This window comes from Dokdonia pacifica (genome assembly GCF_900188275.1).
In the GTDB taxonomy this organism is placed as follows: domain Bacteria; phylum Bacteroidota; class Bacteroidia; order Flavobacteriales; family Flavobacteriaceae; genus Dokdonia; species Dokdonia pacifica.
Map to the genome: position 1 here is coordinate 167,170 of NZ_FZNY01000002.1, position 13,154 is coordinate 180,323.

Below are 13,154 nucleotides of genomic sequence, written 5' to 3' on the forward strand. Positions count from 1 at the left end.
TTACATAAAAACCTGTAATGCAGTATATTATAACCTAATTTTGAAAAATCATTAAATTTAGTAAGAGATTACCTACAATATTTAACTTTTTAAAACTAAAAGTCTACAAAACTACTAGGAATTACAACTGATTTCAAAAACACGTAATTATAACCATTTGATTATCAAGTATTTTTAATTAAATTTAAGTTCTCCCCCCTTATTGTAATTATTAATTAAAATCAATTTTTATGATTCGTAAACTATTTTATGGAGTATTCCTCCTATGCGTAATTTCTTCATACGCTCAAACTAACAAAAGGGTAAAAATTTCAAACATTACACAACAACAAGTATTACAATTAAGTAATGTAGGTATTGACATGCATTGTGGGGTTTATCAAGATGGCAATGACCTAATTTTGGAATTAACGCCTTATGAACAAGATCTTATATCATCTTTAGAACTTAACTCACAAACACTTATAGAAGATCTTTCTATATTTTATGCTGAGCGAGCAATCTCAGATATGGATATTGCTACGACAACACTAAATACAATGAAATCTAGACAACCAGAACCATTCCAACAAAGGTCTAGTGTTGCATCAGAAAGCATTACTAACATTGGACAGTATACCGGTGAGAATGAGATTAATTGGACGGTACCACAAAATTTTAATTTAGGAAGCTATGCAGGCTCGTTAACGCTAGATGAAGCACTCGCAGAACTAGACGCTATGCATGCGCAATATCCAAATCTAATTACTGCACGTATAGCGGCAGCTACAGAGACCACCATCGAAGGCCGTACTGTGTATTATGTCAAAATATCTGACAACCCAGATATAGATGAAGATGAACCAGAAACACTTTATAACTCATTGATTCATGCTAGAGAAATTTCTAGCCTCATGAATCAGTTATATTATATGTGGTATCTGTTGGAAAATTATGATACAGATCCAGGTATCAAAAACTTAATAGATCATCATGAGCTTTATTTTATTCCTATATTAAATCCAGATGGGTATCAATTTAATATTGATAATAACCCAAATGGTGGAGGTTTACAACGCAAAAACAGAAGAGTAACTAGTGGTTGTGGTGGGGATAATGATGGTGTCGATTTAAATCGAAATAGCGGTTACTTCTGGAATAATGGCGGCGCTTCTGGAAATCCATGTGCGCAAGACTTTAGAGGTACAGGACCTTTCTCAGAACCTGAGTCCCGTATTGTACGTGATTTTGTATTATCAAGAGATTTTAAAGTAGCATTAGATCATCATGCGTTTAGTAATATACTATATCATTCGTATTCAAGTATTGGTAGTGCTACAGGAAGAGAAGATGAATTTGCTCAATATGGGCATGACATGAGTTATTATAATAGATACGGTTATGGAGCTGTAACACAAACGGGACCGCCCGTAGCAAGTGGTAGTCATATTGATTGGTTATTAGGGGGTACTATACCGGATGGAACTGGATCTACTGGGTCTGGAAAAAATATTATTTCATTCAGTCCTGAAAATGGTAGTAGTGCAGAAGGGGGCTTCTATCCTTCTCCATCTAATATCCTACCAATTGCACAACGGGCTATGCGTGTAAATTTATTGGCTGCCTATTACAGTGGTAAATATGCAAAATATAAAGATTTAACACCCTCCAGTCTCTCTGCTATAACTGGGCAATTGCAAATAGGAATAGAATATCTAGGACAAACCCTCTCTCCTATTACAGTAACGGTTACTCCTATTTCTACTAATATAAATAGTATAGGAACTTCACAGACCGTAAATCTTACAAAATTAGAACAAGTAGGCTTGAATTTCTCATATCAGTTAGATCCTGGAGTACAATCTGGAGATATGATTCAATATGAAGTAACAGTAGCAAATGAAGACTATACACTTTATCAAGCCATTATTGAAAAACAGTATACTCCTACAATACTATTTGTAGATAATTCGGATGTTAATGGGCTTTCTAATTGGGCCAATAATGGTTGGGAATTAACAACCGATACTTTTTCAAGTGCTAGTGCCATCACAAATACTTCTACTAGTTACGGAAATAACATTTTTGAAACACTTACGCTTGTAAATCCAATAGACTTATCGGGATCACAGCAAAGTGTTATTCAATTTTTTGCAAAATGGGATATAGAACGTGATTTTGATTTTGCGCAATTGGAAGGATCTATAGATGGCGGGGCTTCATGGACACCATTAATAGGGAAATATACTAAGCCAGGAAGTCCATCTGACACAAATCCGTATAGTCAAAAATCAAGTTCGGACGAAGCGCATCAACCAGATGGAGAGCCTTTATATGATGGAGACACACAAGATAAATGGTCTTTAGAAGAGATTGTTATAGATGCAACAAACAATAGTTTTATGCAAGGCGCTCCCAATGCTTTAGTACGATTTGTTTTTGATTCGGATAGTTCCAATCTCACCAGCGGTTATACAACCACTTTTGAAGGGTTTTCGTTTGAAGGTTTTCAAATCGTAAATACCATTCCGATGCCACTCAGTACACAGTCTATTACATTTCCAGCTATTCCGGATCAGATTACGACTGCAGGGCCTATTACACTAAATGCTACAGCAAGCTCTGGACTTCCTGTGAGTTATAGTATCACATCTGGTCCAGCAACCATAAGTGGTAATTTACTAGTATTAGATGGAACTGTTGGTATTGTAACTGTAGAAGCTACGCAAGATGGTAATACTTCATTTGAAGCGGCAACACCGGTATCTATTTCATTTACAGTTAATCTTCCTGCTTGTGATACTGAGATTCCTCAAAATGTCATAGTAAACGCTATTACAGCCACTACTGCTACGGTACAATGGGATGCAACTAATGGGGTTTCATATGAAGTACGCTTTCGCGAAAGCGGAAACAACATATTTCAAACAATAAATACAACAGCATTACAGGTAGATTTGGCAAACCTGACAGGAGATACCGTTTATGAAGTAGAGGTTAATAGTAGCTGTTCAGATGGATCTACTTCTGCTTATAGTACTCTTGTTAGCTTTACTACATTAACGCCTCCTGTGACCTATTGTAATGCTTCCAGCAACAATGCTACCGAAGAGTTTATAAGCAGGTTTGAACTCAACACGATTAATAATAGTTCTGGAAGTCAAAATTATAGTGACTTTACAAACATATCTACTACGCTAGAAACAAACATATCTTATCCCTTTACCATTGAGCCTACCTGGACTGGAACCAATTACCCGGAAGCTTATGCCATATGGATAGATTATAATCAAGATGGTATTTTTAATGACGCTTCAGAGCGCGTTTTCACACAAACACCTACGACCAATCCATCTATCTCTGGTATCATTTCTATACCTAATAATGCACTTACCGGTCCTACTCGATTGCGAGTAATTATGCGTTATAATACAGTTCCCACAAGTTGTGGTAGCTATGATTTTGGAGAAGTAGAAGATTATACGGTAATCATTTCTCAAGGAGTTCCAGATACAGAAGCTCCTACAGCACCTGAAAACCTTATTGCCTTTGATATTACACAAATTGCAGCTACATTATCTTGGGATGTCGCAACCGATAATATTTGGGTTACAGATTATACCGTTTTTCAAGATGGACAGCCTATTGCAACGACAATAGGTACTACCTACACAGCCCTTAATCTGACACCAGATACCATATATTCATTTTTTGTTGTAGCAAATGATCTAGCTGGTAATGTTTCTGATCAAAGTAATAGTATTCAATTACAAACACTTGAGCTAGGAAATGGTTGTATAGAAGGGATTACCGCGCTACCCTATTTTCTAGGTTTTGAAAATGGTTTTGACAATTGGACTCAAAATACAGATGATGACATAAACTGGATAATAGATGCCAATGGTACTCCTTCTAATGGAACGGGGCCAAGTAGTGCTATAGAAGGTCAGAATTATATGTATACAGAAGCCTCTGGAAATAATGTAGGTTTTCCAAATAAACAAGCTATTCTAACATCTCCATGTATAGACTTAACGGCTAGCATTAATGCATATATTAGTTTTAAATATCATATGTATGGTACGAGTAATAATCTAGGTAGCTTAGATGTAGAGGTGAGTCTTAATGATGGTGCTAGTTGGTTTTCTATATGGAATGAAGATCAAAATCAAGGCAACCAATGGAACACTCAAATTATAAGCTTAGACCCATATATAGGGTTTCCTATACAATTACGATATAATAGAATTACAGGAAGTGATTTTAGAGGAGATGTAGCCATAGATGATATACAGATTATCCAAGGAGAAATACCTCCTGTACAGTCATGTAATGCTACAGAAAATGGATATCCATACCAAGCAAGTTTTGAAACAGATTTTAATAATTGGACACAAAGCACTGCAGATGATCTTAATTGGATCAGAGATGCAAATGGAACACCTTCAGCTAATACAGGGCCAAATAGCGCTAGTAATGGTGGTATATATCTTTATGTAGAAGCCTCTGGTAATGGTACAGGTTTTCCAAATAAACAAGCCATTTTAAACTCTCCTTGCTTTGATCTATCCATTTTAAATGGAAGCACATTTACGTTTGATTATCATATGTTTGGGAGTAATGACTTTGGGAGTATCTCTTTAGAAGCTAGTATAGACGATGGTAATACTTGGATTGAATTATGGTTTCTTAGCGGAAATCAAGGAAATCAATGGAATACACAAGTGATTGATTTATCACCTTTTGAAGGTGGCTCTGTTCAATTACGATTTAATAGAATCACTGGTGGTACTTGGCAAGCAGACCTTGCATTAGATAATTTTGAATTGAATGGAGCTGTTCCTTCATTTAATAATATATCATCAGGCAAATCTCAATTAGATCTAGATTATAACACAAGCATAAGTTCTGAAGATATTAGCTTATATCCTAATCCTGCTGAGAATGGAACATATATTCAAATTCAAACAACGATTCCTGTAGATTTTGATATCTATACTGTGCAAGGTAAATGGATCTATTCAGGAACTCAACAGGAGTCATTTATAGATACTCAAAAATTTAGCGCAGGAGTTTATTTCGTTCATTTTAAAAGTAATAATCGCATTGTTACTACTAAACGTTTTATTATTAAATAAGGATCCATCATAATCACCCCTGATTTAAAGGCTATTCATATTCTGGATAGCCTTTTTTACAGTAATGTTATTTAATTATATGCTTTCGCGAAAGCGTATAAAGAAACATCTATAGAAATATCAATATGATTTTAATAATTTTTAGATATCTACTCATTTAAATTTGGTTTATTTTTGTGGTATGTTACAATTTTTTAAAAAGAAAACCCCATTTGTAGATATATGGAGTGGTACTCCAGAAATGCATTGTCATGTGTTGCCAGGTATAGATGATGGTGCAAAAAATAGCCAAACGAGTATCATTCTTATTGAAAAATACAAAGAGTTAGGATGTCCTCACATTATTGCTACTCCTCACACAATGCATGGTATTTATGATAATACACCTAGTTCTATAGAAAATGCATATACGAGTATTAAAGATCAGATAGGGTCTATAAAGCTTAGTTTCTCATCTGAATATATGGTAGATGATAATTTTGAGACATTACTAGACAATAAAAGTATTTTGCCTTTATATAAAAACTATGTGCTTATTGAAATGTCATATTTTCAACCTCCTGAAAATATTAAAGATATCATTTTCAAAATCGGAACTTTAGGATATATTCCTGTATTAGCACACCCTGAACGTTATGCATATTATCATAATAAGATAGAAGTTTTTCAGGATTTTAAAGCTAGAGGATGTCTATTACAATTAAATGCACTTTCATTATCAGAGCATTATGGAGATTCTTGTCAAAAGACTGCATTAAAGTTATTGAAAGATGAATTTTATGATTTTATAGGAATAGATACCCATAAAATTGAGCACCTTACTAAAATTGAACATATGAAAATCGGAAACTCATATGTTCCTGCCTTAAAAAAGGTGTGTGATAAAACATCTTCTTTACTTACTTCATAAAAGTAAAAAACATATAAATAAAAAAACCTGTATGAATTTCATACAGGTTTTTTTATTTAAGTTTATAAAGAGGTATTATTTTTTTAATTTAAGAGCTCTTTTTAGTCGACTAAAAACACTTGGTTTTTCTTGTCCATACCCATACCCATAACCATACTTACTACCATAGCCAAAGTTAGTAAGCTTAATACCATTTATTGCAAAAGCAATATTTTTTATTTTTCCTTCGTCATACAATTCCTTAGGATATTGTAAGAGTTTTTTATCTGTATATTCTGCACGACAAACATATACAGTAGTATCTGCCATCTGACTTATAAGTAAGGTATCTGTTACTAATAATGTAGGAGCTGTATCTACGATTACATAATCATACTTGTCTTTTACCTCTGCTATAATTGTCTCAAAGCGTTCACTCATTAACAATTCTGCAGGATTAGGTGGTATTCTACCAGAAAGAATTACATCAAAGTTTTGCCCTTCTATATCTACTTTATTAGTGATAGAATTAACATCAACAGAAGAATCAAATAAATATTCTGAAAGACCAATTTTCCATTCGTTTTCATCAATATATCTATGTATCTGAGGATTACGGATATCTGCTCCAATAAGTAGTACAGATTTTCTAGTACTTGTTAAACTTATAGCTAAGTTATAGGCTACAAAGGTTTTTCCTTCTCCTTTTATAGTAGAAGTAACGAAAACAACATTCCCGTTTTCTTTTGAATTAATAAAATAGCCAAGATTTGTTCTTAGTATCCTAAAGGCTTCTGCCAATACAGATCTATCATTATTTGTAATAACCTCACTGTCTTTGCTGTCAATAACTGGAATTTCTCCAAGAATTGGAAGACTAGGTACTTCTTTTTCTACATCTACCCTATTATGAATTTTAGTATCAAAAAATGTTTTTATAAATATGATCACAAACGGAATTGCAAATCCAACGATGAGTGCAACTAAATAGATAAATTTTGGTTGAGGAGATACAGGCTCTTTTGCTGTATAAGCTTTATCAACTATTTTAGCTTTAGGCGTAGTTACAGCAAGTGAAATTGCAGTTTCTTCACGCTTTTGTAGTAAATATAAATATAATGACTCTTTAATAGTTTGCTGCCTTTCTATATCTCTTGAAGATTTTGCAATAGACGGTATTTGTGATATCTTACCTCCTATCTTATTGATTTGTTTTCTAATATCTCTATCTTCAATATCTAAGGCAAGTGTAACTGTATTAAGGTTTTCTTTTACATTTTCTTTGAATTGACTTATCTGATTAGATAATTCAATAACTATTGGGTTTTCTTCTGTAGAGCTATTGAGTAATCTTTGTCTTCTAATGATTAAGTCATTATATTCATTTACAGCTTGTACGACTCCTCCATTTTCGATTCCTAAATTAGAAGGTAATAATGTATAATCTTTACTAGTAGCAATATAGTCAGTCATTGACTTTAAAAGCTCTTTTTGAGTAGCAACAACTATTTGCTTTTTATTTAATTCACTAGCATTTTCTAAAAATAATTGTCCCTCTGCTCGTATATCCGTAAGTCTATTTTTTTCTTTAAAATCTACTTTACCGGTTTCTACAGAATCAAGTTCTCTTGTAATGATTTCTAATCGATTAATTATAAAATCAGCTGTATTTTTGGATACTAAGTTTCTATCATAAATTGCATCCTTATTGTATACAGCAACTAGTGTATCTAATGTAGCTTCTGCTTTTAATTTCTGAGCAGATATTATAGTAAGTTTTAGAATACTACTACTACTATTTTTACTTACAGATTGAACTTTTATTTTCCTTCTTAAATCATTAACTGCTTTATCAACCGTTCCAATAGCAACAATGAAATTTTCTTTCCTAAATTGAAACTCATCACTATCTACATTAGGTTCTAGAGCAACTTCTCCAATTCCTATTTTGAAAGGTTGATTAAAACTATATTTCTTAACTTCTCCTTCTTCTCCTTCTTTTATTTCAAACTCTGTATCTGAAAGTATTTTTATGATAAGGCTTTTAGAAGAAAGCTGATCTATATTTGTAGTATCAAATATGGTTAGTTTAAAAGGAAGATCCTCATAGAGTTCTGAGGTTTTAATGCTCCCTACTTTAAAATATCTAATATTAGATTTTAATTTTCTAACAACTTCTGATAATAAACGTCTTGACTTTAAAATCTCAATTTCATTTTCAAATTGTGATTTATTAAGTGCGGATCCTGTAAGTCCTAAATCTTCAAATATTGCAATTTCTGAAAGCGACGCATTCTTATCATCCTTAATTAAAATAGTTGCTTCAGAAACGTAACTATATGTACTATATCGCATGTTTAAAAACGCAATCGTAATACATATAGTAAGAGATAGTATAAACCAAAACCAGTATTGAAGATAATGCCTGATTTGATCTTTTAAGCTAACTTCTTCTTGACGAGAAAGTGATTCGTTTTCTTTCATAAAAATATAAAACCTATTAGTTGCGAGTTAAAACACTAATTACTGATATGATGATACCCGCTATAGAAATAAACACACTTGTATTTCTATTAAAGCTTGAACTTTGTATTTGAGCTTGATTTGGAGAAACTATAACTACATCGTTTTGTTGTAGGTAATAGAATGGAGAACTAATGATAGCAGATGATGTAAAATCTAATTCACCATATGACTTAACTCCATCTACTTCTCGTATAATCTTTACATTTTTACGATCTCCAAAGATTGTCATATCTCCCGCAAGACCTAATGCTTCCAATATTGTAATACGCTCATCATTTATTGTAAAAGTACCAGGTCGCTGTACTTCACCTAAGACAGATACTTTAAAGTTAAGAATTCTAATATTTATGATAGGATCTTTTACATATTTACTAACTAACCCTTTAATTTTTTCTGTAGCATCTGTACGTGTTAATCCTAATAAATTAACAGTCCCAACTAATGGAAATTCTATGGTCCCATCTACACTTACTAAATAGGTTTGTAATTGTTGAGAATTTTGAACAATTCCAGTTTGAGAAGGAAGGGTAACTAAAGGTAAGTTAAAAGGAACCACTGCTTCGGCATTAAGAGCAGAAACATTAATGGTAAGCAAATCATTTGCTCTAATTTTTATATTATAATTTGTATTTGCAGGATTATCTGCAATTTGTTCTATATCTTGAAGATAAAGTACTTTTTTCTTGGAAACACAAGAAGTTGCTAATAATGTTATCGATAGCAGAACGAAGCTAAATTTTATATATGATCTCAAAATTTATATCTCTAAAAATGAATGTGCAAAAGTAATCTTAAAAAGGTATATCAAGCAATCTTTTATAGCCCATCTTTATCACTTTTATAACTATTTTTGTTTCTCAACTTGAATATCTAAAATTTCATATTCTGAGTTGTTACTTTTAAATTCGGGAATTAGTTGTTTAAGCTTAGCTACTGTCTTATTATTCATATTTTCTGTTGCAGCTTCTACAATAGCTTTTATTGACTCATTTACAAGGTGATACTCTTTAGTTTCATCTTCACTTATCATAATTTTATCATGATGTGTGGGAAGTGTTCTACTTTTATCACTTAATAATTCTTCATAAAGTTTTTCTCCAGGTCTTAATCCTGTGATTTTTATATCAATATCTTCATTTGGAATATGACCAGCTAGCTTTATCATTTTTTCTGCAAGGTCCATAATTTTTACAGGTTCTCCCATGTCAAAAATAAAAATCTCCCCTCCTTTTCCCATAGCGCCAGCTTCCAGTACTAATTGACAAGCTTCTGGAATTGTCATAAAGTAACGGATAATATCTGGATGTGTAATTGTTACTGGACCTCCTGCTTCGATTTGTTTTTTGAATAAAGGAACTACTGAACCATTAGATCCTAATACATTACCAAAACGAGTGGTAATAAATTTAGTGATTTTGGTATTACTAAGCGCTAATTCCTTTTGTTCAAAATATAATGATTGCACATACATTTCTGCTGCTCTTTTTGAAGCACCCATTACATTACTTGGATTTACAGCTTTATCTGTACTTACCATTACAAAATGTCCTACTCCAAATTCTGTTGCGAGATCAGCCATCAATTTTGTTCCTAATACATTGGTATGTATAGCCTCAGATGGATTATCCTCCATTAATGGGACATGTTTGTATGCAGCTGCATGATATATTACGTCTATCTTATAGGCTTCAAAAAGTACACGTAACCGTTTCTTATTAACAACATCGCATATTACATAAGTGACTGTAAGATCTGGAAATTTGTCTTTAAGTTCTATATGTAGTGCATGTAATGGAGATTCTGCTTGATCTAAGATAATAAGTCTCTTAGGACTATATGTCGCAACTTGTCTTACAATTTCACTCCCAATAGAACCAGCTCCTCCTGTTACTAATATATTCTTATTACTAATTTGAGCAGTCTTATTCTTAGCATTAAGTACTATAGGGTCTCTATTTAATAAATCTTCTATTTGTAAAGATTTTAATTGATCAGTTACGGTTGTGTTTTCTGACCAATTTATAACTAATGGAGAATTGTAAACTTTAATATCATTCTCTAAACAATCTTTTACCAATGCATAACGCTCTTCCGCATTCAATGTATTACCAGAAAATATAATAGCCTGTGCATCCAATTTATGAACCAGACTACTAATAGAAGTGTTCATTTCTAAAACTGGTTTTCCTAAAATACGTAAGCTTTTGTTCTGTCTACTAGAAGCAAAACCTTGTATTTTAAAACGTTGTGGATGCTCAATATCTAATGCAGCTGCTATTGAAATAGCACCATCATCTACACCAACAATAACAGCAGTTATAAGTTCTTCTTCTTGTTGAGCAACTTTAAAATATTCATATAATTGCTTTACCGATAATCTAAAAACAAATAAGGCAGAAAAAGAAATAAACAGGAATACTATAAGGCCTGTACCAATAAAGATTTTATTCCCTATTACCGCTAGACTTATAATATTAATAATTAATAATGTCAGAAATGTAGAAACCGAAGCAAAAAAGAGTTTCAATGCATCCATATATGATGAATGTCTTATTAATCCTGCATAGGTTTTGAATAATAAAAGGAAAATGAAATTTATTCCAACAATAAGTCCTATTTGTTGTGAAACTCTTAATGTCTTTAAAGGAACAATGTTAAGGTCTTTTAAAAGAAAATAGGTGAGAAATAAACTAGAAGTAACGAGTATTGTATCAATAAATAATACAGCCCACCTAGGAAGATATCTAATATTCCTAATATCTAACTTATTATCGTCAGAAAATAAATTTTCAACAGCAATTTGTAATTTATTTTTCATACGCGTTAATCGTACCTATCTTGATAGTAGGTCAAAGATAACCTTTTCTATTCTTTGTCTATCTTTTGATATTAAATTTGAACCCGAAGGTACGCATAATCCGTTTTTAAATAGACGAAATGCAACATTTTCTCCATAAAAAGCACAGTTTTCAAAAATAGGTTGCATATGCATGGGTTTCCAAAGAGGTCTAGATTCTATATTTGCTTTCGCGAAAGCGAGACGAATATCCTCTCTCGTAACCCCATTGGTTTTTTCAGGATCTACTAAAATTGCTGATAACCAATGATTGCTGTAAAAATCTTCATTAGGTTCTGTAAATACAGTAATACCATCGTATTTTTCAAAAAGCTCTTGATAAAAAGAATTCATCTGTCTACGAAGGTTTATGTGTTTGTCGAGCACTTCCATTTGTCCTCTACCAATTCCTGCAGATATATTACTTAACCTATAGTTATAGCCTATATTACTATGTTGATAATGCGGAGCATCGTCACGAGCTTGCGTTGCTAGAAATACAGTATTCTTTTTTGCTTCTTCAGATGGACAAACAAGAGCCCCACCTCCACTCGTAGTAATGATTTTATTTCCGTTAAAAGATAAAACACCATAAGTACCAAAAGTACCACAGTTTCTTCCTTTATAGGTAGAACCTAATGCTTCGGCACTATCTTCTACAACAGGGATTTCATATTTATTGGCAATTGCATGTATCTCGTCTACTAAATACGGCATACCATATAAATGTACCGCAACTATTGCTTTTGGTTTTTTTCCTTTTGCTATACGATCAGTAATAGCTTCTTCTAAATATTTTGGAGAAATATTCCACGTTACGTCTTCACTATCTACAAAAACTGGAGTAGCCCCTAGATATGTAATAGGATTTGCGCTTGCAGAAAATGTAAATGATTGGCAAATAACTTCATCACCTTGGCCAACACCGCATTGTAATAATGCAAGGTGAAGTGCGGCAGTCCCAGAGCTCAATGCAGCTACAGGGTTATTATTAAGATAGGTACTTAAATCGTTTTCAAAGCCATTTACATTAGGTCCTAATGGAGCGATCCAATTTGTATCAAAAGCTTCATTTACATATTTCTGTTCTGCTCCTCCCATATGAGGAGAAGAAAGCCATATTTTAGCTTCACTCATTATTTTGAAAATTTAATAGGTTTTGCAGGTATTCCTACTGCTGTACAATTTTCGGGCAATGATTTAGAAACAACTGCACCTGCTCCTACAATAGTATTTTTTCCTATATGAACTAGATTTATAATTTTAGCCCCAGTACCTATATAAGAACAAGCACCTAATTCTACTTCTCCAGAGACATTAACGCCTGGCATTATTGAACAAAAATCCTTTATCAGAGTATCATGACCTATAGTACATGCTAAATTTAAAATCAAGAAATTACCAATTGTAATATCTACTGTAAGTATATTATTAGCACAAATTATACATCCATGACCAATGGTATAATTATTTGGGTTTCCAATGACACTTGGATGAATCAAATTCGGGAAACTTACTTTAGGATTATTAATTTTTTGAACAATACTTTTTTTAGTAATTGGATCACCAATTGCAACAGCTATAGAAATTTCATCATTCCAAGCGTTTAATTCTTTGATGCCTCCTAAAATTGTATAGTTATTTATAGTGTTTTTTATTTCAGGATTATCATCAAAAAAACCTATAAATTCATACTGTTCTTTATTTGTATTAATATCTTCAATTAGGCTTTTAACTTCTCGTCCAAAACCTCCAAACCCATAGATAGCTATTTTCTTTCCCATAA

General features: G+C 32.6%; 7 protein-coding genes. 2 read left to right on the top strand and 5 right to left on the bottom strand.

Features of this window, described 5'->3' with window-relative positions:
- Positions 1 to 230 precede the first annotated feature (230 nt).
- On the top strand, positions 231 to 5,117 hold the full coding sequence (locus tag CHB80_RS08050; RefSeq protein ID WP_089370940.1) for a M14 family zinc carboxypeptidase: 4,887 nt from the start codon (positions 231 to 233) through the stop codon (positions 5,115 to 5,117).
- A gap of 181 nt (positions 5,118 to 5,298) precedes the next feature.
- The gene (locus tag CHB80_RS08055; protein WP_089370941.1) at positions 5,299 to 6,027 is read left to right on the top strand and encodes a tyrosine-protein phosphatase; all 729 of its coding nucleotides are present in this window, start codon (positions 5,299 to 5,301) and stop codon (positions 6,025 to 6,027) included.
- A gap of 75 nt (positions 6,028 to 6,102) precedes the next feature.
- Here the strand turns inward: CHB80_RS08055 and CHB80_RS08060 are convergent, their stop codons facing one another.
- The 5 genes from CHB80_RS08060 to CHB80_RS08080 all read right to left on the bottom strand — a co-directional run bounded on the left by CHB80_RS08060 (position 6,103) and on the right by CHB80_RS08080 (position 13,152).
- Positions 6,103 to 8,490 (bottom strand): GumC family protein, encoded by a 2,388-nt coding sequence (locus CHB80_RS08060; RefSeq protein ID WP_089370942.1) that lies wholly within the window; start codon positions 8,488 to 8,490, stop codon positions 6,103 to 6,105.
- A 16-nt stretch (positions 8,491 to 8,506) separates the two neighbouring features.
- Positions 8,507 to 9,286, bottom strand: coding sequence for a polysaccharide biosynthesis/export family protein (locus tag CHB80_RS08065; RefSeq protein WP_229746864.1), 780 nt, complete (start codon positions 9,284 to 9,286; stop codon positions 8,507 to 8,509).
- Between the two features lie 90 nt (positions 9,287 to 9,376).
- Positions 9,377 to 11,350 (bottom strand): polysaccharide biosynthesis protein, encoded by a 1,974-nt coding sequence (locus CHB80_RS08070; protein ID WP_089370944.1) that lies wholly within the window; start codon positions 11,348 to 11,350, stop codon positions 9,377 to 9,379.
- A 15-nt stretch (positions 11,351 to 11,365) separates the two neighbouring features.
- Positions 11,366 to 12,505: a DegT/DnrJ/EryC1/StrS family aminotransferase gene (locus tag CHB80_RS08075; protein ID WP_089370945.1), complete on the bottom strand. Its 1,140-nt coding sequence runs from the start codon at positions 12,503 to 12,505 to the stop codon at positions 11,366 to 11,368.
- Positions 12,505 to 13,152 (bottom strand): acetyltransferase, encoded by a 648-nt coding sequence (locus CHB80_RS08080; RefSeq protein WP_089370946.1) that lies wholly within the window; start codon positions 13,150 to 13,152, stop codon positions 12,505 to 12,507. Before CHB80_RS08080 ends, CHB80_RS08075 begins: the two co-directional genes overlap by 1 nt.
- Positions 13,153 to 13,154: the final 2 nt, after the last annotated feature.